The following is a 25,207-nucleotide window of genomic DNA, read 5'->3' as shown; positions in this document are numbered from 1 at the left end:
GACCCTCAGGCCTGCGCGTCCGCCCGCTTGGGCAGCACCCAGTTCGGCCGCGGGAAGTGGCAGGTGTAGCCCCACGGCATGCGCTCCAGGTAGTCCTGGTGCTCGGGCTCGGCCTCCCAGAAGTCACCCGCGGGCTCGACCTCGGTCACGACCTCGCCCGGCCAGAGCCCGGAGGCGTCGACGTCCGCGATGGTGTCCTCGGCGACGCGCTTCTGCTCGTCGTCGAGGTAGTAGATCGCCGAGCGGTACGACATGCCGACGTCGTTGCCCTGCCGGTTCCTCGTGGTCGGGTCGTGGATCTGGAAGAAGAACTCCAGCAGCTCGCGGTAGCTGGTCCGCTCCGGGTCGAACTCGATCTCGATGCCCTCGGCGTGCGTGCCGTGGTTGCGGTAGGTGGCGTTGGGGACGTCCCCACCCGTGTAGCCGACCCGGGTCGACACGACGCCCGGCTGCTTGCGGATGAGGTCCTGCATGCCCCAGAAGCAGCCCCCTGCCAGGATCGCCTTCTCGTAGCGGCTCATCACTGCTCCCTCCTCGTTCGTGCAGTCCCACGATCGTCAACGGATCGGTGCCGGCCGATAGTCCCGCGGTCGCCCGACCACGAGCACCACCTTGCCCTCCGCGTGCCCCGCCTCCACCTCGGCCAGCGCCTCACCGGCCTGCTCGAGCGGCAGCACCCGCGTGACGTGCGGGTCGAGCGTGCCCTCGGCGACGAGCCGGGCCAGCGCGGTGAGCACGGCCGTGCTGCGGTCGCGGGCGACGTCGCGGCCGCCGAGCTCGGCGACCAGCGGCTTGTCGGCGACCGAGAGCAGTCGCGAGCGATCGGTGAGCAGGGTCGCCACGGTCCGCAGCGCGTCGCCGCCGACCAGGTCGAACACGGCGTCGATCCCCTGGGGTGCGGCTTCGTGGACGCGGTCGAGCACGCCCTCGCCGTACGCAACCGGCACCGCACCGAACCGGGCGACCAGGTCGTGCTTGGCCGGGCTCGCCGTGCCGACCACCCGCAGCCCCCGGGCCCGGGCGAGCTGCACCACCGGCCCGCCGACCCCGCCGCCCGCCCCGTTGACGAGCAGGGTCGCCCCCGCCGGGAGGGCCAGGTCCGCCAGCGCGTCGTACGCCGTGCCGGCGGCGACCGGCAACGCCGCGGCGGCCTCCGGCGGGACACCCTCCGGGCGGTGCGCCGCGAAGGAGGCGGTGACCAGGGCCTCCTCGGCCCAGCCGCCGACCATGCCGGGGCAGCCGCCGAACACCTCGTCGCCCACCGCGAAGCCCGCGGCGTCCGGCCCGACCGCGGTCACCCGGCCGGCCACCTCGCGCCCGAGCACCGCCGGGCCGACCGTTCCGTACGAGCCCTCGCGCAGCCGCCAGTCCCCGGGGTTCACACCGGCCGCGCGGACGCGCACCCGCAGCTCCCCGGGCCCCGGCTCCGGCACCGGCACGTCGAGCAACGCCTGGTTCTCCGGCCCGCCCACCGCCGTGAAGCCGTACGCCCGCATCCCGTCACTCCCCGCGCCGATGCTGATGGTCGCCCGGGCAGAGGGTCGCCCGGACCGATGTGCCCGGACAGATGGCTGCCCGGACAGATGGCTGCCCGGACAGATGGCTGCCCGGACAGATCGTGGCATCCGGCGCACGGCACCACCGACGTGAGCCACGCCTCGGCGCCGGTCACGTGTCGAGGCCGCCGGCGCGTGCAAACCGATCGGTGACGACCCGAATCGCACGCCCACACCGACGCACGAGGAAGGTACCGCCATGGCGAACGCCGCCGTCATCAGCCAGCTCCGGACCCTGGAGCAGCTCACCCGTACCGAGGTCCAGATCGCCCGTACCCGCGTGGCGCAGGCCCGCACCGACGCCGTCCGCCGCGAGCTGCAGCAGAACGGCGAGAACGCCGAGCGCCGCGCCGAGCGCCTCGCCGCCGCCCTGCGCGACCTGGGCGAGGTCCCCGACGTCGTCTCCCCGGCCGTGGGCTTCGCGGCCTACCTGGTCAAGAGCACCGTCGAGCAGGCCCAGCCGCTCGACGAGGCGCTGCTCGGCGACCTCGCGCTCGAGCACCAACTGCTCGATCGCGCCCGCTACCTGGTCGCGCTCACGGCCGAGGCGGGCCCGGTGAGCGTCCACGGCCTCGCCGAGCAGCTGGTCTCCGCGCACAGCGCGACCGTCGACTGGCTCACCACCGTCCTGGCGGAGGAGGCCCTGGGCGGCCCGGCGGCCCTGCGCCCGACCGCGCTGCAAGCCGTGGCCGGCGGGGTCACTCGCGCCGTCGCGCTGCCCACCCGCATCACGATCGGCGGCGTGAACCGCGCCGCGCACCGGTTCGTCAGGGCCGGGGACGAGGTGCGCGCCCGGCTCGGCCGTATCGGCGACAAGGTCGGCCGCTTCGCCTCGGACACCGGTGAGGTCGTGGGCACCGCCGTCGACGCCGGCCTGGAGCGGGCCGAGGACGTCGCGCACGCCGACGCGGGCGCCGAGGCGGGTGCCACGGTGCACGCCGTCCGCCGGGACGCCGGTGCGCTGCGTGCCGACGAACTGCCGATCGCCGGCTACGAGACCAAGGGCGTGCAGGACGCGGTCGCCGCGATCCGCCAGCTGCGCCTCCCCGGCGAGATCCAGGCCGTCATCCGGTACGAGGAGCAGCACAAGGCCCGGTCCAGCGTGGTCTCCGCCGCCCAGACGCACTACGCGTCGATCGCCAAGGAGACCGTCGGCGTCGAGTGACGCTGCGGGCGCCACGACGGGGAGTCGCGCACGTCTCGTCCCGGACGGGACGGCGCGGCTCCCCGCTCGCGTTCTCACGGGTGAGATCACCCCGCCGGGCGGTACAGGAAGATGCCGTAGGCGTGCTCGGCGTCGATCCACTCCCGCTGGGGGACCAACCCGTGCGGGGCGAGCTCCCCGGCCAGCCCCTCGGGGTCGAACTTCGCCGAGAATCCGACGTTGATCGACCCGCCCCGACGCAGGTCCAGCTCCGTCCCCAGGGCCGGGAGCGTCGCGGTGTGGTCGGCCAGGACGTGCAGGTGGCCCTCCACGACGGGGCCCACCGCGTGCGCCCGGGCCTCGAACCGCTCCAGCCGGAAGTCCGCCCCGAAGCGGTGGTTGAGGTGGCTGAGGTGGTTGAGCCGGAAGCGGCGGAAGGCGTCGTGCCCCGGCGGGTCGTTGTAGCAGCGTTCCAGGACCTCGGGCGCCTTGACCAGGTCCGCCGAGACCAGCAAGCCGTCCCCGGGACGCAGTGCGGCGGCGATCTCGCCGAACAGGGCCGCGCGCTCGGCGGGGGTCGTGTTGCCGACGTTGCTGCCGAGGAAGGCGACGACGACCGGTTCGCGCTCCCCCTCCCCCGCGGCACGCAGGTGCGCCAGGCCGGCCTCGTAGCGGCCCCACAGCCCGCGCACCACCAGGCCGGGCAGGGCGGCCGTCAGCTCGGCGGCGCTGTGCTCCAGCATCTCCCGGCTGACGTCGACGGGCAGGTAGGCCGTCGGGCGACGCCGCAGGCAGGCCTCGAGCAGCAGCTTCGTCTTCTTCCCGCTCCCGCTGCCCAGCTCCGCCAGCCGGGGCGCGTCCAGCGCGGCCGCGATCTCCCCGGCGTGCCGCTCGAGCATCGCCCGTTCCACCCGCGTCAGGTAGTAGGTGGGCAGCTCGGTGATCGCCTCGAACAGCCGTGAGCCGAGTGCGTCGTACCCGAAGTGCGGCGGGATGCGCGGGACCGGCTCCCGCAGGCACGCGACCAGCTGCGCGCCGTCGTCCCAGAAGGCGTCGTCGACGGGCAGGATCTCGGCGGCGGGCGCGGCGGGCACGCCCCGGAGGCTACGGCCGGGCGGCCGGCAACGGCATCCGCAGACTGCTCTCGCCGCGGTCCCACGAACCCAGCAGGCGCTCCCCCATCCGCTCGCCCAGGAACAGGCTCGCCCGGATCCCGAACACGACGTCGGCGGCCAGCTCCGGCTCCGCCGCCAGCAGCGGCGCCAGCACCCCGCGCCGCACGACCTGCTCGTGCACGGCGTCGGCCTCCACGTGCTCGTCGTAGAACCGGATCGAGGCCGGGCCGCAGCCGAGCCGGCGCATGGCCCGGACCAGGCGCTCCGAGCCGGGCGACGAGGTCAGCTCCACCATCGCGAACTGCCCGACGGAGGCGCCGCGCAGGCCGCGGTGCAGCCCGCACAGCGACATGAAGTTGACCTCGGCCAGCGTCTCCCCCGGCACGTGCTCGACGTAGGCGCCGTACCGGTCCGACAGGCCCAGCTCGGTCATCATCTCCGCGAAGAGCAGCGCGTGCATGCGCTCGGGGCGCCCCGAGCCGTACTCGTCGTGCTCCACGGTGACCAGCCCGGCCTTCGCCGCGCCGGTGAGCCGCGGGATGGCCCACGCCTGCGGGTCCGCCTCCTTGAGGTGGTAGATCGACCGGTGCGCCACGTACTCGCGCAGCTGCTCGAGCGTGCCCTCGCGGTGCAGGTGGTGCGACACCCCACGCACCCCCGGCCCGACCGGCTCGACCAGCAGCTCGTCGACCAGGGCGGTCACGTCGGCACCCGGCGCGACGTCGGCGCGCAGCGCCGCGAGGAAGACCCTCTCCAGCTCGCGCCGCACCCGGAGGAGCTCGGGGTCCCACTCACGCTCGGCGTCGACCCCGGCGAAGCCGCGGTAGTGCAGCTCGTAGAGGCAGTGCAGGGCGAGCTGGAGGTCGTCGCCGTACGGGTCGGCCCCGGCGGCGTCGACCGGGCGGCGAGCGCCGTCGCGCAGCGCCTCGACGACGGCCTCGGAGAGCGGGCCGCGCGGTGCGGGCACCTCCGGGGCCGCCGCCTGCAGCAGGAAGCCGGGTTCGAGGGTGCTGGTCACGCGTCGGGTCCTTCCGGCCGCACCTTGCGGCGGTGGCTGGCGTCGCAGAAGGGGTAGCGCTTGCTGCGGCGGCAGTGGCAGACGGCCGTGACGGCCCGGTCGGAGCGCACCCTGGTGCCGTCCGGCAGCTCCAGCTCGACGGGCCCGGAGATCAGGGCCGGGCCCTCGTCGGTGAGCAGGACACGGGTGGGCTCAGGCATGCCGGGCCTCCACCACGACCAGTTCCTCCAGCCGGTCGCCCGGCTCGATGAGCCCGCGCTTCTCCAGCAGGGTCGCCCGCGAGCGCATCACGGGGCCGAACGGGATCCGCGCCCGCTCGACGACGTCCGCGACCAGGCCCGTCCGCTCCAGCCGGTCCACCGTGGCCTCGGGCCCGCAGACCTGCGAGTGCACGATCAGCACCACCCCGCCGGGCTCGAGATGGGCCGCGGCGCCGTCGCAGATCCGGTCCAGGACCGCGCGCCCGTCGGGCCCCGCGTCCCAGCTGCGGCCCGGTGTGTGCCGCGGCAGGACCGCGCTCTCCGACGGCACGTACGGCGGGTTCGCCACGATCATCCCGAACCGCCGGCCCCGGACGGGCGCGAACAGGTCGCCGCGGTGCACACGGGCCCGGGCACCGTGCAGCAGGCAGTTCAGCCGGGTCGCCGTGACGCAGCGCCGGGACAGGTCCACGGCCGTCACCGAGGCCGCGCCCTCGCGCCAGGCCGCGAGGGCCAGCGCGCCGGTGCCGGTGCCGAGGTCGAGGACGTCGCGCCCCGCCGCGTGGCGGGCCAGCCGGCCGGAGAGCAGCTCGGTGTCGGACTGGGCCCGGTAGACGCCGGGCGGGCAGAAGAGCATCACGTCGGGTCCTGCCTGTCGTTCGGGCCCGTCGCCGGGGGCGGAGGGGTGCGCGTGGTGGGCGACGAGGCGAAGCTACCCGTCCGCCGGGGGGACTATGCCGGTCTCCGCCGCGGACGGGCGGTGCCGCGGTCAGAGGGGCGGCAACGGCTGCGGCAGCCCGACCAGCGGGCGGAGGGGGTCGCCGTGCGCCGCGAGGCGGTCCGGCAGGGTGCGCACGGTCCACCGGTCCGGGCGCAGGTCCGGGTCGTCGAGCTCGTCCCACTCGATCGGCACGGACACCGGCGCGTCGGGCCCGGGACGGATGCTGAAGGGGGCGACGAGCGTCTTGTTGATCGCGTTCTGGGTGTAGTCCAGGCGGATCAGGCCGGAGCGCCGGTCGGTGTACCACTCCCAGGTGATCAGCTCCGGCACCATCCGCCCCACGGCCTTCGACAGCCGCTCCACCCAGCGCCGGGTGTCGGCGAAGGTGTAGCCGTTCTCGACGGGCACCCAGATCTGCACGCCGCGCTTGCCGGTGACCTTGGGCGCGGCCCGCACGCCGAGGTGGTCGAGCGCGGTGCGGTAGAGCCGGGCGAGCACCAGGACGTCGGCGAAGGTGCTGCGGGTACCGGGGTCGATGTCGATCAGGGCCCAGGTGGGCCGGTGGACCTCCGGCAACCGCGAGGTCCAGGGGTGCAGCTCGACGGCGCCGTAGTTGGCCATCCACACCAGCGCGGCGGCGGAGTCGACCACCGCGTAGACCTGGGTCTCGCCCGGCTCGGCCGCCGGGTTCCGCCACCGCCGCAGCCATTCGGGCGCGTGCGACGGCACCTCCTTCTGCCAGAACCCGGGGCGGTCGACCCCGTCGGGGTAGCGGTGCAGGTTCACCGGCCGGTCGCGCAGGTAGGGCACGAGGTACGGGGCGACGCGCGCGTAGTGGCGGATCACGTCCCGCTTGGTCAGCGGGGCCTCCCGGTCCCCGGGGAACAGCACCTTGTCGAGGTTGGTCAGGGCCGGCTCCCGGCCGCCCACCTCCCAGGTCCCCCTGCGACCGAGCAGGTCCAGGGCGGCGAGTTCGTCGGCGGTGACGGTCTCGGCGGGATCGTCGTCCTCCGCTGCCGCGGGCGCGAGCCGGTCCGCGGTACGGCCCGGCGGAGTGCCGCCGAGGGGGGCCGACCGGCCGGACAGGGCCTCCAGCACGACCTCCTCGGGCTCCCGGTCCGGCCGCAGCCCCCGCCACACCGAGTGCCGCAGCCGCCCGTCGTGGGTCAGGGTGCGGTACTCGACCTCCCCGACCAGGCACGGCTCGATCCAGGTGGCACCGCGGGCCTGGTCGCGCGGGACCGGTTCGTCGAACGGGCTGCTCGAGCGGCGCAGCGGGGCCATCCGGTCCAGCAGCGCCCGCAGGGCGGCCTCGGTGAAGCCGGTGCCGACGTTGCCGACGTAGCGCAGGCGGCCGTCGGGGTCGTGCGCCCCGAGCAGCAGGGAGCCGAGGGTGGAGCCGCGGGTGCCCCGGCCGGGCGTCCAGCCCCCGAGGACGACCTCCTGGCCGTGGAACAAGGCCGTCTTCACCCAGGCCGCCGAGCGCCGGCCCGGCTCGTACCGGGAGGTGCGGCGCTTCGCGACGATCCCCTCCAGCCGGTGCTCGCGCGCCACCTCCAGCACCTGTGCCGGCATGATCTCGGTGAACGAGGGCGGCACCGACACCCGGTCCCACCCCGCCACGCCGAGCTCCTCCAGGCAGGCGCGGCGCTCGTCGTACGGCTTCGGCAGCAGCCACTCGCCGTCGACCCGCAGCACGTCGAACAGGTAGAGCTCCACCGGGACGGAGTCGAGCAGGGTGGCCGGCGGGGTGCGCACGTGCATGCGGTGCTGCAGCAGCCCGAAGTCCGGCCGACCCGCGGCGTCCAGGGCCACGATCTCGCCGTCGAGCACCAGGTCCCGGTCGCGGGGCACCGCCGCGACCAGCTCGGGATACCCACCGGTGACGTCGTTGCCGTTGCGGCTCACGAACCGCACCCCGCCGTCCTCGACGACCACGAGGGCGCGCACGCCGTCCCACTTGAACTCCACGGCCCAGCCCGGGTCGACCGGCGGGATCCCCGCCGTGGCCAGCATCGGGCGCAGCTCCGCGCCGTCGCGGACGGGACGGGAACGGCCGGGCACGGCCCCAGCCTGCCCAGTCCGCGGCCGGGCGGCCACCGTGGACCACCCGGTCGGGGACGATCAGGAGCAGCCGCGCCGGCCCGGGTCCGCGATCGGCCGGCCGGTCCGGCGGCGGAGGCGAACGGCGGGCCCGGCCGTGCGATCGGGTGAGCGCGACAGGGACGAACGGCCCGCACGTGCCGGGCCCTCCGGCCGGATGCGCCGAGCCCCCCTGCTGGGAGCGTCGGCGACCCGTCGAGCGGGAAGGAGCGACGGCAGTGTCGCGCCGACCCGGCGCAGCGCCCGCCTGCCGCGCCCTGCCCCGCCCGGCGGGTCACCGCCCGCGGCCGGGACCCCGCGGAACCGGCCGGACCAGGGGCGGTCACCCTGCCCCGAGAGGAGATCCCATGGCCAGCGTCGGCCTGTTGTACGTCGGTGCGGTGCTCTTCCTGAACGGCGCGATGCTGCTCGGCTGGGTCGAGGCCAAGTCGGCGGCACCGCTCAACCTCTTCGTCGGCCTGCTCCAGGTCGTCACCCCGACGTACCTGATCTTCACCGCGGCGGGCGATCCGGGGATCGTGCTCAACGCCTCCGGGCTCTACCTGTTCGGCTTCACCTACCTCTACGTCGCGTTCAACCTGCTGGGCAAGCTCGACGGCACCGGCCTGGGCTACTTCTCCCTGTTCGTCGCCGTCTGCGCCGCCGGGTACGCGGTCCTCAACTTCCTCCGGCTCGGCGACCCCGTCTTCGGTGTCATCTGGCTCTACTGGGCGTTCCTGTGGTCGCTGTTCTACGTCCTGATGGGCAAGGAGGTCGGCCGGATCACCCGCTACACCGGGGCCGTGGCGCTGATCCAGGGCTGGATCACCGCGGCGATCCCGGCGTTCGTGCTGCTCATCGGCTGGTGGCGGTTCGCCGACACGCGGGTCGCCATCGGGCTCGCGATCTTCGGCGTCGTCGTCTTCGGCCTGCTCTACCCGCGCCTGACCCGCCCGAGCGCGGACACCACCCCGCCGACCGAGCGCACGCCGGAGGACCGCGGCGCCGCCGTCAGCACCTGATCCGAACCACCCTCACCGCCGGCACACGAAGCGAGGTACCACCATGCCCGAGGTCGTCTTCCCCCTGGACTCCCAGAAGAGGTTCAGCGAGCAGCGGATCGTCGGCCACAACCGCTGGCACCCGGACATTCCCGCGCTGGTGCGGGTCAAGCCGGGCGACGTGTTCCGCGTCGACTGCCGGGAGTGGTTCGACGGCGCCATCCACAACAACGACTCCGCCGACGACATCCTCAACGCGCCGCTGCCGAGCGTGCACGTGCTCAGCGGGCCGCTGCACGTCGAGGGCGCCGAGCCCGGCGACCTGCTGATCGTCGACATCCTCGACGTCGGCCCCATCCCGCAGGAGGACTCCGGGCCCCTGGCCGGGCAGGGCTGGGGCTACACCGGCGTGTTCGCCACCCGCAACGGCGGCGGCTTCCTCACCGAGCAGTTCCCCGACGCCTACAAGGTGATCTGGGACTTCCGGGGCGGTGTGGCGACCTCCCGGCACATCCCCGGGGTGTCGTTCACCGGCATCGTGCACCCCGGCCTGATGGGCACCGCACCCTCGCAGGAGCTGCTGGGCAAGTGGAACGCCCGCGAGCAGGCGCTCATCGACACCGACCCGGACCGGGTGCCGCCGCTGGCCCTGCCGCCCAACCCGGACTCGGTGATCCTGGGCAACCTGTCCGGCGACGACTTCGACCGGGTCGCGTCGGAGGCGGCTCGCACGGCACCGCCGCGGGAGAACGGCGGCAACCAGGACATCAAGAACTTCACGAAGGGCTCGCGGGTCTTCTACCCCGTGTTCGTCGACGGCGCGAAGCTCTCGATGGGCGACCTGCACTTCTCCCAGGGTGACGGCGAGATCACCTTCTGCGGCGCCATCGAGATGGGCGGGTTCATCGACCTGCACGTCGACCTGATCAAGGGCGGGATGGACACCTACGGGGTGTCGGAGAACGCGATCTTCATGCCGGGCCGCACCGACCCGCAGTACAGCGAGTGGCTGGCCTTCTCCGGCACCTCGGTGACGCTGGGCGGCGAGCAGCGCTACCTCGACTCGCACCTGTCCTACCAGCGGGCCTGCCTGCACGCGATCGACTACCTGCAGAAGTTCGGCTACTCCGACATCCAGGCCTACATGATCCTGGGCGCGGCGCCGATCGAGGGCAGGCTGTCCGGGGTCGTCGACATCCCGAACTCCTGCTCGACGGTCTACATCCCGACCGAGATCTTCGACATCCAGGTACGGCCCGGCAAGGACGGGCCGGCCCGGATCGATCCCGGCCAGGGGGTCCCGGTGGCACGCGCCTGACCCGGTCGGTTCCGGAGGTCCCCACCCCGCCCGGGTCGCCGCGGGCGGGGTGGGGCGGGTGGGGCCGCGTGGCTGGGGGAAGGGCGGCCCCGGCCCGGGGGATCGCGGCTCAGGCCGCGGTGCCGTCTCCGTCCCGCTGCCGGGCGCTCGGGTCGAGGATCTGGGCGACGAGCCGGGAGACCAGGGAGTGGGCGCCGAAGCGGTGCCCGAAGTCCTCCCAGATCAGCAGTTCACGCGCGAGCAGCTCGCCGACCGGGCCCGGGTAGCGCTCGGGGGCGAGCATCGCGGCCGTGCGCAGCAGGACCCGCTGATCGGGCGGCATCGTGGCGCGCCGACGGCTGGGCCGGTCGTCCTCGTCGTGCGCGGGGTGCGCAGGTCCGAACGGTCGCGCCCGGGCGTCCACGGGGGCGGCCGGACAGGGGTCGGTGGGGTCTGGGGGCACGGGTCACCGCCGGGGAACTCGCCGATGGGGTGGCCACGATCCCACCGTCCCGCCCGGCGGGCGGACCACCGCCGGACGGCGCAATCCCGCGCGGAGATACCCGGCCGGCGAGAATTTGCGTTCCTCGGCCCGTCCGCCTATCCGTCGTCGGTCGTGGGGGCCGGCTCCGCCGAGCGCCGGCCCAGGTCGCCCTCGATCCCCGACCGGTCGCCCGCGCGGTCCCGCAGGGCCAGCGCCATCCGGGCGAGGACCTCCGAGAACTCCCGCAGGTGCTGCGGGCGCGCCGACCGGACCGCCCGCTCGATGTCGTCGGTGAACAGGCCGAACATCGTCACGATCAGCATCCGGCCCGCCGGGGTGAGGACGACCAGCACGCTGCGCCGGTCGACCGGGTTGGCCTGGCGCTCCACGTACCCGGCCGCGGTCAGCCGGTCGAGCAGCGAGGTGACGCTGGCCGACGCGATGCCGAGCCGTCGCGCGATCGCCGACGGCGGGAGCGGCCCGCGGTGCAGCAGCTCGCCGAGCGTGCTGGCCTCGTGCTGCCCGATCCCCGCCGCCGCGGCCATGGTCCGGCGGTACTCGTCGGTGGCGACGACGAGGTCGCGCACCCGTTGCGCCAGCGTCCGCACGGCGTCCCCGCCCGGCGACGACACGTCCGGTCAGACCGGGGCGGCGCCGGGGGCGGGCTCAGCGGGCTCGACCACGACGGCTGCCGGGGGCGGGAGGGGATCGGCCGGCGGCGGGCAGTGCCAGCCGCAGACGGCGAGGTCCCAGTAGCACCGCGTGGTGTGGCGGTGGCCGGACCCCGGCCGGGCGCTCGGGTGCGGCGCGGACTGCGGTACGGGCGGCATCGGACCTCCTGTGACGGCCGGACGGCCCGGGAAGTGTGCCGTCGTCGCGGCCCGGGAACCAGGGCCGGACGGCCCCAGGACGAGGTGCGTGAACCGGGGCGGCGGTACCACACGAACCCCCGGTGACTTTCGGCCCTGCCCCGGGTACGTGTGACGGAGAAGTGTGTCCATCGCACGGGGCGGGGATAGTCCGGGGGTCATCGGGGGTACGCGGAAGCCGACGGGGGCGCCGGCGTGCGGGACTGCACGGCGCCCGGGAAACCGCGACCGGCACGGCCACCCGCGCACGAGCCGCGGGTGGCCGAGCGCCGACGGGGGGTGCACGTGGCCACGACCAGCGACGTCGTGATGCCGGGGGGACCGGAGCGGCCGGCGGGGCTGCCGGACCGGTACCGGCTCGACGCCCGGTTGGGCTCCGCCGCCGGCCGCCGCGTCTACCGCGCCTGGGACGACGTCCTGTGCCGCCCCGTCGTCGTCGAGCTCCTGGAACCGGAGTGTGCCGAGGCGGGGCCGCCGGTCGCCGGGCTGCACCATCCGGGCCTGGCCGCCCTCTACGACGTGGGGCCCTGCGCCGGCGGCCACTTCCTCGTGACGCAGTTCGTCGACGGCCCGTCGCTCGCCGACCGGTCGGTCCGGCGCGACCTCACGGTGCCCGAGGTCCTGGCGGCGGGTGCCCGGCTCGCCGACGCCCTGGCCTACCTGCACGCGCACGGCGTGGCGCACGGCGCGGTGACGCCGTCGGCGGTGCGCTTCGACCGGGCCGGCGAGGTGCACCTGCTCGGCCGCGTGCACCGGCCACCCGAGGAAGCGCACGGCACGCCCGCGTTCGACGGCCGCGCCGCCGGGGACGTCGCCCAGCTCGGCCGGCTGCTCCGCCGCTGCCTCCCCCGGCGCGGCGCGCCCTGGCGCGGCCGCCCCGCGCCGGTGCCGGCGCTGCCCGACGGGGCCGCGGCCCTGCTGGCCGGTGCCGCGGCGGACGATCCGGCCGACCGGCCCACCGCCGGGGACCTGGCGGCGGGGCTCGCCCGGGAGTGCGACCGGGTCGAACCGCCCGAGCCGGCGGCCCCCGGCCGGCGCCCCGTGGCGCACCGCAGGGTCGCCGTCGTCACCGTGCTCGGGGTCGCCGTGGCCGTGCTGGTCGGCCGGCCGGCGATCGGGCCCGAGGCACCCCTCGCCGAGGAGCCCGCCGCTCCGGCCGCGGCGCGCGCGCAGCCCGCTCCGGGGTCGCCGTCCGCTGCCGTGCGGGACGTGACCGTGAGCCCGGCGCCGCCGGTGGTGCTCCCGGTGCTGGCCGACGCCGTCGCGGGTGCGCAGGCCCAGGCGACCCGGGTGGTCCGGGCGACAGCGGCCGGACCCGCGCGTCCTCCGGCGAAGCCGGCGCCGGCGCCACCTCCCGCAGCCCCAGCTCCCGCGGCACCGCCGCCCGTGGCCCCACCTCCCGCGGCCCCACCTCCCGTCGAGCAGGACCACGAGGACCAGGGGTGGGAGGACCAGGGGCAGGACGACCGGGGCTCCCGGGCCGGCGACTCCTGGGACCACGACTCGCGGGCGAACGCCTCGTGGGAGGACGACTCCTGGGACGGCTCCCGGGAGGAGGACTCCTGGGCCGACGACTCCTGGAACCACGACTCCTGGAACCACGACTCCTGGAACCACGATCCCTGGGACGACGACTCGGGGGAGCACGACTCGTGGGACGAGGCGCGGGGCGGGTTCCGGCAGGAGTTCCGGGCGGAGGTCCGCGACGAGGTCCGTCACGCCGATCCCGACGGCCGGTACGGCGCCGATCGTCGGTCCTGAACCCGGCGCGGCGGCTCCCGACCGTCTGGACACCACCTCGGGCGGGCCCCATAGTGGAACGTCTCGCCGCCCGGGCGTGCCCCGAGCGGGCCGGCGAGCCCTCGAGCGGACGGGCGGTGACGGCCGGTGGTGGCGCGGCCGCAGGACGGGAACGGGCTCGGGGGGCCGGACGAGCACCCCGCCGAGCATCCCGAGGCCGACCTGCCCTTCGTCGACGTCCCCCGGCTGGAGCTCGACCAGCTCCTCGAGCAGATCGTCGAGCGCGCCGAAGAGGTCATGGCGACGCAGAGCCGGCTGCGGGGCCTGCTGCGGGCGCACCGGGCCGTGGGGGCGGACCTGGAGCTCCCGACCGTGCTGCGCCGGGTCGTCACCGAGGCCCGCGCACTGGTCGGCGCCCGCTACGCGGCCCTGGGTGTCCTCGGCGCCGACGGCCGTCTCGTCGAGTTCCTGCACGAGGGCATGGCCGACGAGGACGTCCGGGCGATCGGCCGCCCGCCCCGGGGCGAGGGCCTGCTCGGTGCGCTGATCGACGACCCGCGGCCGATCCGGCTCCCCGATCTGCACGACGACCCGCGCTTCGCCGGGTTCCCGCCCGGCCACCCGCCGATGGCGAGCTTCCTCGGGGTGCCGATCCGCGTCCGCGACGCGGTGTTCGGGAATCTCTACCTCACCGACCGGCGCAGCGGCGACGGCTTCAGCGCCGACGACGAGGAGCTGGTGCAGGCCCTGGCGACCTCGGCCGCCGCGGCGATCGAGAACGCCGTGCTGTTCGCCGAGACCCGGCGCCGGCAGACCTGGCAGGCCGCGGCCGCCCAGGTCGCGACGGACCTGCTGGCCGGCGAGGAGCCCGCCGAGGTGCTGGAGGGGCTGCTCGCGACGGTGCGCGAGCTGAGCGACAGCGACGGCGCGGCCCTGCTGGTCCCGGTCGACTCGTCCGGCGAGGCGTCGGGTGGCGCCCCGTACCACGAGCCGGACGAGTTCCTCGTGGCCGTGGCGGAGGGTGAGTCGGTCGCGCGGGTGGAGAACACCCGGCTCCGGGCCGGGGACAGCGAGGCCGGCCGGGCGCTGATGGCCGGCCGGCCGGTCGCGACCTCCGACGCCGCGCGCGACCCGCGGCTGACCGGCGTGCCGCTCACCCGGCTCGACGTCGGCCCCGCGCTGGTGGCCCCGTTGACCGCCGCCGGGGCACCGCGGGGCGCGCTCGTGGTGACCCGCCGCCGCGACCGCTCGCCCTACCGGCGGGAGGAACTCGACGCCGTCGTGTCGCTGGCGGCCCACGCCGGCCTGGTCACCGCCTACGCGCGGGTGCGGCTGGAGCAGGAGCTGCGCCGCCGGCTCGACGACCGGGACCGGATCGCCGACGACCTCCGCACGTCCGTCATCGGTGAGCTCCTCGCCGTGGCCACGGACCTCACCGGGCTCGCCGGCAGCGTGACCTCGCCGGTGCACCGGTCCAGACTGCTCGGCCAGGCCGACCGTCTCGACCGCGTCGCGCGAGGGATCGGCTCCAGCGTCTTCGACCTGAACCGCCGGGAGGACGGCGGCGGATGAGGTCCCGGCCGGCGTGCGCGGCTCAGCCCCCGGCCGGCTGGCCCAGCGCCGCGCGGGCCCGGACGATCGCGGCCCGGACGGCCTCCTCGGTGTCGTCGCGGTGCAGGTCGACGAGGATCTCGCACACCGTGGCCAGTCGCTCCCGGGACCGCCCGGGAGGTACCCCCGTGAGGGCGGCCCGCGCCTGGTCGAGGGCGGCGAGCCGGGTGGGTGCGGGCGCGCCCCCCCGGTCCAGGTCCAGGCAACGCCGCACCAGCCGGGCGGCCCGCGCGGTGGCGGCGGTCCCGCCCGCGTCGGGCCCGACGGAGCGCATCGGCTCGGGCACCTCGCGCATGGGTCCTCCTTCCGCGCTGCAGCGGACGGCGGAAGCGTGACCGACGACGGGGCCCCGCGACAGGGACCACCGGCCCTCCCGGCAGGGCCGGCCGGACCTCGTCCGGCGTCGGCGCTCGGCCCGCGGCGGGGTCCGGTGGATCAGGAAGCGGACGACGCTTCCGGCAACGGGTCGCGACGGGACCGGGACGCCGCCGCGACGATCGGGATGATCGCCAGGGCGACGACCCCGCCGGCCAGGGCGAGGACCGGGTAGCCGCTCGCGGCGACGACGGCACCGGAGGCCAGGCCCCCGCCCGCCCCGGCGAGGGCGACGCCGACGTCGACGCCGCCCTGCGTGGTCGCCCGCCGCTCGAGGGGCACGGCGTCGGTGAGGATCGCGGTCCCGCTGACCAGGCCGAAGTTCCAGCCCAGACCCAGCAGGGCGAGCGCGACGGCGAGCAGCCCCACCGAGTCCGCGGGCGCGGTCGCCGCGAGCAGGCCGGAGGCGAGCAGGGTGACCCCGGACAGGGCCGCGACGACGAGGCGGCCGTACCGGTCGACGAGCCACCCGGTGATCGGTGACGGCAGGTACATCGCGGCGACGTGCACGGCGATCACCGCGCCGGCGGCACCGACGCCGTGCCCGTGGGCGGCCATGTGCACCGGGGTCATGGTCATGATCGCGACCATCACCAGCTGGGTGAGCACCATGACCGAGGCGCCGAGGGCGACCCCGCCGGTTCCGCCCCGTGGTGATCCGGCCGCGGAGGCCCCCGCCCCCGGGGACCCCGCCCCCGGGGACGCCGCCGACGGGGACGCCGCCGACGGAGGGGGTGTCGGCGAGGAGAGCGCCGTCGAGGAGGGCGTGGACGAGGCCGTCGTCGTCGAGGAGGCGGCCGTCGCCGCGGTGCTCCCCGGGCCGGTCGGGGCCGGGGCCGCGGCGGCGAGTTCGCGGGCCAGGCGCAACGGGTCGGGCCGCAGCAGGAGGCCGAGGACGAGCGCGGCGAGCAGATAGGCCGCGCCGGAGAGCAGGAACGGTCCGGCCAGCGGCGGGATGCCCCAGGTGGTCGCGAGGTTCCCCATCGGGGAGACGAGGTTCGGGCCGAGCACCCCGCCGAGGGTGGTCGCGACGAGGACGGTGCTGACCGCGCGGCCGCGGCGGGCCGGGGCGGCCAGGTCGGCCCCGGCGTAGCGGGCCTGGAGGTTGGTGGCGATGCCGGCGCCGTACACGAACAGCGCCGCGAACAGCAGCGGGACGCTGCCGGCGACGGCGGCGAGGACGACCCCGGCACTGCCCGCGGCGCCGACGGCGTACCCGGTCGTCAGGCCGGGGCGGCGGCCGAACCGCTGCGACAGCCGACCGACCGCGGCGGCCGCCGCGGCCGAGCCGACGGTGAACAACGCGCTCGGCAACCCGGCGAGGCCGGTCGTGCCCAGCATCTGCTGGGCGAGCAGGGCGCCGACGGTGATCCCGGCGGCGAGCCCTGCGCCGCTGAGGACCTGGGCCAGGACGAGGGTGCCCAGGACGCGGCGCTGCTCCGGCGGCTCGTGCGCGTCGGTCATCGCCGAGCCTCGGCGGTCACCGGCTGCCCGGACACACGCCACTCCAGGAAGCCCTCGCTCAGGCGCACCGCGTGCCGGCCATGCCGGTGGAGCAGGCGGACGGCGTCGTGGGCGAACACGCACAGGGCGCCGCGGCAGTAGGCGACGATCTCCTGGTCGACGGGGATCTCGTCGAGCCGGTCGGCGAGCTCGTCGATCGGGATCGACAGTGCGCCGGGGATGTGGCCGGCGGCGTACTCGGGTCCGGGGCGCACGTCGAGCACGACGGCGCGGCCGTCGGCGACGCGACGCAGCAGCTCCGCGCGGTCGATCTCCTCGGTGTCCTCGGGACCGAGGTGGCTGCGGGCAGCCTGCCCGACGTCGGCGAGGTGGGCCCCGGCGACCTCGCGGAGCTGGTGCCAGAGCGCGGCGACGTCGTCGCCGGCCAGGGCGTACTCGATGGTCGTGCCGTGCCGGGTGGTGGTCACCAGGCCGGCCTGCTTGAGCGTCTGCAGGTGTGCCGATGCCGTGGTCAGGCCCAGGCGGGCCGTCCCGGCGAGCTGGGCGACGCTGCGCGGGCCCTGCGCGAGCAGGTCCAGCAGCTCCAGGCGCCTGCCGTTGCCCAGCGCCTTCCCGACCCGCGCGAGCTGGGTGAACAGGTCGCTCTCGGCCATCTCGTCAGGCATCTCGCACCGCTCCTCCAAGAATCCATGGAATAACGTAGCATGGCTCGGCCCAGCAGGTTCCGGAGCCGGAGCGCAGGCCCGCCGGCGGGGCGAGCCCCCGTGCGCAGGGAGGCGAGAGCGATGCCCACCACGTCCCGACCCGTCCGGCTCGGCCTCCGCGAGAACCTCGGCCAGTTCACCCTGCTGGCCCTGGTCAACCTGCTCGTCGGCGGGATGGTCGGCCTGGAACGCACCGTCACCCCGCTCGTCGGGGCGCAGGTCTTCGGGCTGGGCGACCTCACCATCGCCCTGTTCGTCATGGCGTTCGGCCTCACCAAGGCCGTGACCAACCTGGTCGGCGGCGCGGTCGTCGGCCGCTCCACGCGCAGGAACGTCCTCCTCGCCGGCTGGATCGTCGGGCTGCCCGTGCCGTTCGTGCTCGCCTTCGCCCCGAACTGGTGGTGGGTCGTCGCCGCGAACGTCCTGCTCGGGGTGAACCAGGGCCTCACCTGGTCGATGACGGTGAACATGAAGATCGACCTGGTCGGTCCCGCCCGCCGTGGGCTGGCCCTCGGGATCAACGAGACCGCCGGCTACCTGGGCGTCGCGCTGACCGCCCTGGTCACCGGCTACCTCGCCACCGCCTACGGGCTCCAGCCCGTACCCGAGCTCCTCGGCGCCGCCTACGCCGTCACCGGGCTCGCCCTCACCCTCACCCTGGTCCGCGACACCACCCCGCACGCCCGGCTCGAAGCCGAGCAGCACCACGCGCACCGGCACGACGTCGACCGGGTACGCGACGGCCGCGCGGATCCGCCCGGCCGGTCCGGCGCGACCGCGACGCCGGGGCTCGGCACGATGTTCGCCGAGCTCAGCTGGCGCAACCGGAACCTGACCTCGATCAGCCAGGCCGGTCTGGTCAACAACCTCAACGACGGCCTGACCTGGGTCCTGCTCCCCGTCCTGCTCGTCCAGGCCGGGGTCACCCTCGGCGGGGTCGGGATCATCAAGGCGCTCTACCCCTTCATGTGGGCCGTCGGCATGCTGGCCACCGGCCACCTCGCCGACCGGATCGGCCGCAAGATCCCGGTCGTCGCCGGCATGACGATCCAGGCCGTCGGACTACTGATCATCCCGCTCGGCCTGTCCCAGGCCTTCCTCGCCGGGATCGTCGGCTCGTTCCTGCTCGGCGTCGGCACCGCGCTCGTCTACCCCGCGCTGCTCGCCGCGATCAGCGACGCCGTCCATCCCACGGCCCGCGCCGCGGCTCTCGGCGGCTACCGCTTCTGGCGCGACATCGGCTACGCCGTCGGCGCCCTCGTCGGAGGCCTGACCGCCGCCCTCGCCTCCCTCGAGGCCGCGGTCCTCGTCGCCGCCGCCCTCACCGGCGGCTCCGCCGTGTGGAGCCAACTCGCCATGCGGCCGCGAGGGCGGTGAGGGCTCTCCGCCGCACCGTTCCCCCGCGCCTATCACACAGCGCCGATCACACAGCGCCTATCACACAGCGCCGATCACACAGCGCCGTGGAGCAGGTGCCAGGCGCGGGCGGCGACGTGCAGGTTGAGCCGGGTGTCCACGGCCCCGAGATCGTGGCCGCTGATCTCCCTGATCCGCCGGAGCCGGTAGCGCAGCGTGCTGCGGTGGATCAGCAGGGCGCGGGCCGTGGCGTCGTAGTTGCCGCCCTGCTCGAGGTACTGCCACACGGTGCGGACCAGCGCGGCGCCGTTCGTCGAGTCGTAGTCGAGGAGGGAACCGAGCCACTCCCGGACGTAGCCGCGGACCTCGCGGTCGTCGCCGTCGACCGTGAGCACGCGGTAGATTCCCAGATCCTCGTAGCGGGTCACCCCGCTGGGCCGGCCGGAGCCGAGGCGCACGGTGAGCGCGCGGCGCGCCTCCTGGTAGGAGCGGGCGAGGCCGGCCGGGTCGCGACACACCGCGCCGACACCGATCGCTCCGCCGTCGCCACGCACCCGGTCGGTCACCGCCCGGTGCAGTTCCTCCCACGGGCACCGCCCGTTCGGCTCCTCCGGCTCCGGGACCACCAGCACGACCCCGTCCGGACGCCGGGCCAGCAGGACGGTCGCTCCGAGGGCGGCCCGGCAGGCGTGCTCGACGGCGCGGACCAGTCCCTCCTCGGCCGGCCAGCTCAGCACGAGGGCGCGGTGCGGGCTCGCGAGGTCGTGCCCGAGGGCCTCGGCCCGGGCCCGCGCACCGACGGCGTCCGAGCCGGCGAGCAGGTCGTCGACGAGGTCGCGGCGCAGCCGCAGCTCGGTCTCCACCAGGTTCCGCTGGTGGCTGAGCTCGACGGTCAGCATCAGCGCGCCGTGCTGCAGGACGAAGATCTCGTACTCCCCCGCCCGGCCGTCGGGATCGACGAGCGCGAGCACGCCCAGCACCTCGTCCCTCGGCCGGGCCACGGCGACCAGCCGGTCCCGGTCGCGCACGGGCTCCGGGCTGCGGCAGGCCTCGTCGAGCAGCGCGGTGCGCCGCCTCCGCACGCTGCGCGGAGGGTTCTCGGGCCGGCCGGGCCCGGCCCACGCCCGCAGCCCGCCGAAGGCGTCCTCCACCGCCACCGGCAGGCCCGTGAGCCGGTGCACCTCCGCCGCGATGCCGGCCTCGCCCGTCTCCGCGGCCACCGCACCGGCGAGACGCTCGTGGGCCTGCCGTCGCCGCTGCAGGTCCAGGACCACGGCCGCGAGCCGCTCGTTCGCCGCGCCCGACGACCCGGTGGCCCGCCCCCGATCCCGGGCCGCGCTCCGTTCGCGACGGCGGAGCCACGCGGTGGTGAGCGCGAGCCCGGTCTGCTGCACGAGGATCCGCAGGACCACCAGATCCTCCCGGGGGGGCTCATGCTCAGAGCTCACCACCAGGTGCCCCACGAGCCGGTCCCCCGCACACAGGGCATAGGCCGCGGCCCACGCCGCGCCGGCCTCGACGGACATCCGGCCGTCGGTGCGGCCGGGTTCGGCCGGACGCGCGACCACGTCGGTGTCGGGCACGCGGCCGTCCGGGGAGCAGACGGCCGCGTGTCCCTCGCCGGCCGGCACGGCGACCGCGGTGCACGCGGTCAGGGCCTCCGCCGCGGCCGCCGCCCGGCCCACGATCTCGCCCTCGTCGAGGAGCTCGGCCATCGCCGAGGACAGGGCGAGGAGCCGACGGAGGTTCGCGTTCTCCCGGCGCAGCGCCCGCTCGTTCCGGCAGCCTGGCATCTCGAGTCTCCTCACCACCCCGGCGACGGCGTCTACCCCGGTGCCCACGAACCATGCGCCGCAGTCCTCCGGCGATACGCCGGGTTCCGTCTCCGGTGCCCCGTCCCGCCGGGGTGAGGCCCCTCAGGGTGATTGGCGTCACCGGGCCGGTTCCGGGCCACGGTCGCCGGAGCCACTCTGGGTCCTACGGGTGGTCGTGCCGGGGGCCGCCGGGACACCGGTGAGGAGGTGGTGTCAGTCGAGATGCTCGCCAGGCAGCCAGGTAGGCGCCGGACGGATGGGACGCCCCCCGACCGTCCGGCGCCTCTGCCGTGCCCCTGCCGTGCCGGGACGCGCGGCGACGCGTTCCGCACCTGAGCCATGCCCTCGACCCCGGGGCCGTGCCGGAACCGCCGTCGTGGTCGCGGCGACCGACCCCTCCACGGCCGCCGCGCCCCCTACGGGGTGATGTTCTGGTTCAACCGGAAGAGGTTGGCCGGGTCGTAGCGGCGCTTGAGCTCCACGAGCCGGGCATAACGCCGCGGACCGTAGGCGTCGCGCAGGCGCTGCTCGTCCTCGCGCTCGGTGAGGAAGTTGACGTAGGTTCGGCCGTGGGGCGCCATGGCGGCGGCGAGGTCCCTGGCCCACACCTGGTTCGCGGCGTCGTCCGCGGGGTCGTCCCAGATGCCGACGACGTTGAACGTGAACTCCGCGTCCCGCCCCGGGTACGCCGTCCCGTCCGCGGGCACGCGGGCGACGGCGCCGCCCATGTGGTGCAGGTGGAACTCGCTGGCCGTCGACGGGCGCGCCCGGATCGCGTCGACGATCGTCCCGATCATGTCGTCCGGGCATCCCGCCGTGTGGCCGCCGGCGAAGTGGTAGCGCCGCCCGGCCGGCACCTTCGCGTCGAACATCGTCTGCCACGCGGCGTACGGCATCGGCCCGAAGAGATCGGCTGCGGGGCGCAGGGCGCGCAGCGGCGCGAGTTCCTCCTGCGCCCGGGCAGCGGACCCGCAGTGGCAGCCGGCGAGGGCGACGACGGGCCGATCGCGCAACTCCGGCGGGATGAAGTCCGCCGTCGGCGCGGTGAGGAACGCCAGCAGCGTGCGGAACTCGTCGCTCAGGTCCGCGACTCGGTCGCGGTGGAACGCCGCCACCTCGGCCGCGCGCTCGAACGGGAACACGGCGAGGCCGGCCGTGACCTCGGCGACGGGGTGCAGCGCGACGCTGAACCGGGTCGCGACCCCGAAGTTGCCCCCGCCGCCGCGCAGTCCCCACATCAGGTCGGGCTCGTGCTCGTCGTCCGCCCGCACCACCCGTCCGCCGGCGGTGACGAGCTCGACGGCGCGCAGGTTGTCGCAGGCCAGCCCGTAGCGGCGGGAGAGCCAGCCGATGCCGCCACCGAGCGTCAGCCCGGCGACACCGGTCGTGGAGACCAGGCCCCCCGGGGTCGCCAGCCCGTGCGCGGCGGTGGCGGCGTCGACGGCGCCCCATCGCGCACCACCACCGATGTGTGCGAGGCGCCCGGCAGGGTCCACCCGGATCTCCCGCATCCCGGACAGGTCGACGACGATCCCACCGTCGTTGGTGCCGAACCCGGGGAGACCGTGTCCCCCGCCCCGGACGGACAGCGGCAGCTCGTAGTCCCGCGCGAGGCCGACCGCCGCGACGACGTCCGGCACGGACCGACACCGGACCACGGCGAGCGGGTACCGGTCGATGCACCCGTTCCACACCCGCCGGGCCGTGTCGAACTCCGGGTCGGGCGGTTCGACGACCGTGCCGTCCAGCCGGTCGGCCAATTCCGCGATCGCCGTCGCGAGCGCGGCTCGGTCACTGCTCCTCGTCACCGTCATGGCGCTGCTCCTCGCCGAGGTCCCCCACCGGCGGAGGCCGGTGGCGGGAGGGACGCTAGGGACGACGAGTGTGCAGTCGCTGAACAGCGACGTAGCCGTGGCGCCGCGGCTACCCGGGCGGCCCGAGGGGGTGCGGTCCGGGTCCCCGGACGACGCTCGGCTCCCCGGCGCAGACCACCAGTCCGTCGACCGCGCCGAGGCGCGTGAACACCTCTTCCGCCGCGCGCCGCGACTCCTCCGCGGCGGCCGTCCGCCCGGCGCTGCGGCGCGCCCGGGCGAGCATGATCGCCATCCAGCCGGACCAGCGGTGGTCACCCGGGCTCCCCCGCGACCTCGCCACGGCGTGTTCGAGCAGGCGGCATGCCCCGGCGGCGTCCCCGGTGTCGAGCGCGACGTCGGCCAGGGCGGCCACCGTCCCGATCGTGCCCGGGTCGTCGCGGGTCTCGCGGAACCCGGTCGCCGCGAGCCGGACGAGGTCGCGTCCGTGCGCGACGTCGCCCGACGCGGCGGCGAGCAGGCCGAGGTTCACCGTCGTCAGTCCGGCGGCACGGCGGTCGCCGAGCCCTTCGCGGATCCGGAGCGCCTCGCGCAGCGCCCGTCGCCCGGCGCCGAACTCCCCGCGCACGCGCAGGAGACACCCGAGGTGGTTCAGGACGACTCCTCGTCCGACCGGGTCGTCCTGCGCCGACGTCGTCCCGAGCGCCGCCTCGAGCTGAGCGGCCGCCTCGTCGAGGTCGCCCCGCAACCGGGCGAGGAACGCGAGGTTGCAGCGGACGTACGCCGAGGCCCGCTCCGCGTCGACGAGACGGGCCTGCAGCATCGTCTCCTCGAACATCGTCCGAGGTCCGTCCGCCGCCCGCTCGACGGCGACGCCGAGCATCACGGGCGAGAAGAAGGGGCGTACCCGACCCGTCACCGCCTGGAGCATGTCCAGGGTCCGGACGAGGAGCTCGTGGGCGGCGTCGAGGCGGCCACGCGACAGCGCCACGAGCCCCAGCAGGTGCACGGCGGCCGCGGCGGGACCGTCCCCGGCCCCGGCGACGGCCAGGCACTCCTCGGCGCGCCCGCACGCCGCCGCCCAGTCCCCGGCCATGAACGCGAGGATCCCGCCGAGCTGGAGCGCCTGCGCCGGCTCGGAGCCCGGCAGTCCACGCTGCACGGCCACGTGGCGCGCGCCGAGCTCGGCCAGCCGTTCACCGCGGCCGCACCGGACGTCGAGCACGGCGAGGGCGAAGAGCGCGCGGCCTTCCGCGGGCGCGGCGGCGGGCGCGGCGGCGAGCGCGTCCTCCAGCCACCGCGTCCCCTCCCGGAACCGGCCCCGGGCCAACCAGTACGGCCAGAGGGCGACCGCCAGGTCCAGGGCCGCCTCGGGGTCCTCGCGGAGCGCGAACTCCAGCGCGGACCGGAGATCGTCGTGCTCGGCGTCGAGCTCGGCGGCGCGGTCGTCGACACCGGTCGTCATGTCCCGCCCGGCCGCGAAGGTGCGGAACCAGGCGAGGTGGCGCCGCCGCGCCGGGCCCGCCTCGCCTGCCCCGACCAACGCCTCCCCGGCGTACTGACGGATCGTTGCGAGCACGCGGTAGCGGGTCGAGCCACCCGCGTGCTCGGTGACGACCAGCGACTTGTCGACCAGGCCCACGAGTGCCTGCAGGACCGACGCCCGGGCGGCGCGGTCGACGTCCCGGCCGCAGACCGCCTCCAGCGCGCCGAGGGTGAAGCCTCCGGAGAACACCCCGGTGTGGCGGAACACCGCCCGCTCGACCTCGTCGAGGAGCCGGTAGCTCCACTCCACCGTCGCCCGCAGGGTCCGCTGCCGGGCGGGTGCCGTCCGGTGCCCGGTGCCCAGGACGCCCAGCGCGTCGTCCAGCCGCGTCGCGAGCTGTGCGGGATCGAGGGTGGAGAGCCGGGCGGCCGCGAGCTCGAGGGCGAGCGGCATGCCGTCGAGCTCGACGCACACCCGGCCGATCGCCGGGGCGTTGGCGTCCGTGAGCGCGAAGTGCGGGACGACGGCCCGGGCGCGCTGCACGAACAGCCGGGCCGCGGCGACCCGCCCGAGCTCGCGGGCGGTCGCCCCGGGTCGGGGCACGGCGAGCGGGGACACGCGCCGGGCGACCTCGCCCTCCGTCCGCAGCGGCTCCCGGCTGGTCGTCACCAGCACCACGCCGGGGCAGCGATGCAGCACGTCGTCGACCAGCCGGGCGCACGGGTCGATCAGGTGCTCGCAGTTGTCGAGCAGGAGGAGCAGACGTCGTCCGCCGAGCTGACGGACCAGTGCGGGCGAGGGGTCGCCCCGCTCCGGCAGCGTCAGCCCCAGCTCGGCCGCGACGTGCTGCGCGAGCAGTTCCGGCCGGGACAGCGCGGCGAGCTCGACGAGCCACACCCCGTCGGGGTGGGCGCCCCGGCGCCGGCGGGCGAGCTCGGTCGCCAACCGGGTCTTCCCCACACCTCCCGGACCGGTGAGGGTCAGCAGCCGGGTCCGCCCCAGGACCGTGCCGAGCTCCTCGAGCTCCTCTTCCCGGCCGATCAGCTCGGTGACCGCGACCGGGAGGTTGTCGGGCCCGTCGGCCGACGCCGGGGGCTCGGGGACGGGTCCGAGGTCGAGGGTCGAGCCCGCGAGGAGGTCGCGGTACAGCCGGCGGGTCCGCGGGTCCGGCACGCCGCCGTACTCCCGCTCGATCCCGTCGCGCAGCCGCTCGAACACCGCGAGCGCCTCGGGATGCCGGCCGTCGGCCGCCAATGCCCGCATCAGGGTCCGGGCCAGGGGCTCGTTGAGCTCGTCCTCGGACAGCAGCGGCAGTACCGCCCCGACCGCCCGGTGGTGCTCCCCCTGCGCGGTGGCGGC

General features: G+C 75.8%; 22 protein-coding genes. 6 read left to right on the top strand and 16 right to left on the bottom strand.

Annotated features, from left to right (window positions below; genetic code table 11):
* Positions 1-5: 5 nt before the first annotated feature.
* Both msrA and ACL02T_RS33500 read right to left on the bottom strand, forming a co-directional pair.
* Positions 6-521 (bottom strand): peptide-methionine (S)-S-oxide reductase MsrA, encoded by a 516-nt coding sequence (gene msrA / locus ACL02T_RS33505; RefSeq protein ID WP_412834843.1) that lies wholly within the window; start codon positions 519-521, stop codon positions 6-8.
* A 36-nt stretch (positions 522-557) separates the two neighbouring features.
* Positions 558-1,496: an NADP-dependent oxidoreductase gene (locus tag ACL02T_RS33500; RefSeq protein ID WP_412834842.1), complete on the bottom strand. Its 939-nt coding sequence runs from the start codon at positions 1,494-1,496 to the stop codon at positions 558-560.
* 259 nt (positions 1,497-1,755) lie between these two features.
* Here ACL02T_RS33500 and ACL02T_RS33495 point away from each other — a divergent pair, with 259 nt between their 5' ends.
* Positions 1,756-2,721 (top strand): ferritin-like domain-containing protein, encoded by a 966-nt coding sequence (locus ACL02T_RS33495; RefSeq protein ID WP_412834841.1) that lies wholly within the window; start codon positions 1,756-1,758, stop codon positions 2,719-2,721.
* Positions 2,722-2,807: 86 nt separating this feature from the next.
* Here the strand turns inward: ACL02T_RS33495 and ACL02T_RS33490 are convergent, their stop codons facing one another.
* From ACL02T_RS33490 to ligD, 5 genes are all read right to left on the bottom strand, one after another.
* Positions 2,808-3,794 (bottom strand): L-histidine N(alpha)-methyltransferase, encoded by a 987-nt coding sequence (locus ACL02T_RS33490; RefSeq protein ID WP_412834840.1) that lies wholly within the window; start codon positions 3,792-3,794, stop codon positions 2,808-2,810.
* 10 nt (positions 3,795-3,804) lie between these two features.
* Complete coding sequence (locus ACL02T_RS33485; protein WP_412834839.1) at positions 3,805-4,833, bottom strand: iron-containing redox enzyme family protein; 1,029 nt, start codon at positions 4,831-4,833, stop codon at positions 3,805-3,807.
* Positions 4,830-5,033, bottom strand: a complete 204-nt coding sequence (locus tag ACL02T_RS33480) for a CDGSH iron-sulfur domain-containing protein (RefSeq protein ID WP_412834838.1) — start codon at positions 5,031-5,033, stop codon at positions 4,830-4,832. Before ACL02T_RS33480 ends, ACL02T_RS33485 begins: the two co-directional genes overlap by 4 nt.
* The gene (locus ACL02T_RS33475; RefSeq protein ID WP_412834854.1) at positions 5,026-5,670 is read right to left on the bottom strand and encodes a HemK2/MTQ2 family protein methyltransferase; all 645 of its coding nucleotides are present in this window, start codon (positions 5,668-5,670) and stop codon (positions 5,026-5,028) included. Before ACL02T_RS33475 ends, ACL02T_RS33480 begins: the two co-directional genes overlap by 8 nt.
* Positions 5,671-5,802: 132 nt before the next feature.
* Positions 5,803-7,818 (bottom strand): DNA ligase D, encoded by a 2,016-nt coding sequence (ligD, locus tag ACL02T_RS33470; RefSeq protein WP_412834837.1) that lies wholly within the window; start codon positions 7,816-7,818, stop codon positions 5,803-5,805.
* A 386-nt stretch (positions 7,819-8,204) separates the two neighbouring features.
* On the opposite strand from ligD, the gene ACL02T_RS33465 reads away from it, so the two are divergent.
* Positions 8,205-8,858, top strand: coding sequence for an AmiS/UreI family transporter (locus ACL02T_RS33465; protein WP_412834836.1), 654 nt, complete (start codon positions 8,205-8,207; stop codon positions 8,856-8,858).
* 43 nt (positions 8,859-8,901) lie between these two features.
* Positions 8,902-10,155 (top strand): formamidase, encoded by a 1,254-nt coding sequence (gene fmdA / locus ACL02T_RS33460; protein WP_412834835.1) that lies wholly within the window; start codon positions 8,902-8,904, stop codon positions 10,153-10,155.
* A 109-nt stretch (positions 10,156-10,264) separates the two neighbouring features.
* Here the strand turns inward: fmdA and ACL02T_RS33455 are convergent, their stop codons facing one another.
* The 3 genes from ACL02T_RS33455 to ACL02T_RS33445 all read right to left on the bottom strand — a co-directional run bounded on the left by ACL02T_RS33455 (position 10,265) and on the right by ACL02T_RS33445 (position 11,448).
* The gene (locus ACL02T_RS33455) at positions 10,265-10,597 is read right to left on the bottom strand and encodes a hypothetical protein (protein WP_412834834.1); all 333 of its coding nucleotides are present in this window, start codon (positions 10,595-10,597) and stop codon (positions 10,265-10,267) included.
* 137 nt (positions 10,598-10,734) lie between these two features.
* Complete coding sequence (locus ACL02T_RS33450) at positions 10,735-11,205, bottom strand: MarR family winged helix-turn-helix transcriptional regulator (protein ID WP_412834833.1); 471 nt, start codon at positions 11,203-11,205, stop codon at positions 10,735-10,737.
* A gap of 51 nt (positions 11,206-11,256) precedes the next feature.
* Positions 11,257-11,448, bottom strand: a complete 192-nt coding sequence (locus tag ACL02T_RS33445; RefSeq protein WP_412834832.1) for a hypothetical protein — start codon at positions 11,446-11,448, stop codon at positions 11,257-11,259.
* Positions 11,449-11,772: 324 nt separating this feature from the next.
* On the opposite strand from ACL02T_RS33445, the gene ACL02T_RS33440 reads away from it, so the two are divergent.
* Entirely contained in the window at positions 11,773-13,248 is a 1,476-nt protein-coding gene (locus tag ACL02T_RS33440; protein ID WP_412834831.1) for a hypothetical protein, read from the top strand.
* A gap of 126 nt (positions 13,249-13,374) precedes the next feature.
* The gene (locus ACL02T_RS33435; protein ID WP_412834830.1) at positions 13,375-14,799 is read left to right on the top strand and encodes a GAF domain-containing protein; all 1,425 of its coding nucleotides are present in this window, start codon (positions 13,375-13,377) and stop codon (positions 14,797-14,799) included.
* 22 nt (positions 14,800-14,821) lie between these two features.
* Here ACL02T_RS33435 and ACL02T_RS33430 read toward each other — a convergent pair whose 3' ends face one another.
* From ACL02T_RS33430 to ACL02T_RS33420, 3 genes are all read right to left on the bottom strand, one after another.
* Positions 14,822-15,133 carry a hypothetical protein gene (locus ACL02T_RS33430; RefSeq protein WP_412834829.1) on the bottom strand — a complete coding sequence of 104 codons (312 nt, stop codon included), beginning with the start codon at positions 15,131-15,133 and terminating at the stop codon, positions 14,822-14,824.
* A gap of 140 nt (positions 15,134-15,273) precedes the next feature.
* Complete coding sequence (locus ACL02T_RS33425; RefSeq protein WP_412834828.1) at positions 15,274-16,677, bottom strand: MFS transporter; 1,404 nt, start codon at positions 16,675-16,677, stop codon at positions 15,274-15,276.
* On the bottom strand, positions 16,674-17,342 hold the full coding sequence (locus ACL02T_RS33420) for an ArsR/SmtB family transcription factor (RefSeq protein WP_412834827.1): 669 nt from the start codon (positions 17,340-17,342) through the stop codon (positions 16,674-16,676). Before ACL02T_RS33420 ends, ACL02T_RS33425 begins: the two co-directional genes overlap by 4 nt.
* A gap of 120 nt (positions 17,343-17,462) precedes the next feature.
* Between ACL02T_RS33420 and ACL02T_RS33415 the strand changes: the two genes are divergently transcribed.
* Complete coding sequence (locus ACL02T_RS33415; RefSeq protein ID WP_412834826.1) at positions 17,463-18,758, top strand: MFS transporter; 1,296 nt, start codon at positions 17,463-17,465, stop codon at positions 18,756-18,758.
* Positions 18,759-18,832: 74 nt separating this feature from the next.
* Here the strand turns inward: ACL02T_RS33415 and ACL02T_RS33410 are convergent, their stop codons facing one another.
* From ACL02T_RS33410 to ACL02T_RS33400, 3 genes are all read right to left on the bottom strand, one after another.
* On the bottom strand, positions 18,833-20,530 hold the full coding sequence (locus ACL02T_RS33410; protein ID WP_412834825.1) for a PucR family transcriptional regulator: 1,698 nt from the start codon (positions 20,528-20,530) through the stop codon (positions 18,833-18,835).
* A 437-nt stretch (positions 20,531-20,967) separates the two neighbouring features.
* Positions 20,968-22,365, bottom strand: a complete 1,398-nt coding sequence (locus tag ACL02T_RS33405; RefSeq protein WP_412834824.1) for an FAD-binding oxidoreductase — start codon at positions 22,363-22,365, stop codon at positions 20,968-20,970.
* Positions 22,366-22,474: 109 nt separating this feature from the next.
* Positions 22,475-25,207, bottom strand: a 2,733-nt coding sequence (locus tag ACL02T_RS33400) for an ATP-binding protein (RefSeq protein ID WP_412834823.1), incomplete at its 5' end; no start/stop codon positions are given.

Origin of the sequence: Pseudonocardia oceanicola, assembly GCF_047200735.1 — a bacterium.
Lineage (GTDB): Bacteria > Actinomycetota > Actinomycetes > Mycobacteriales > Pseudonocardiaceae > Pseudonocardia.
Note: the sequence above shows the minus strand (reverse complement) of the source record. Positions and strands in the feature narration are given on the sequence as shown.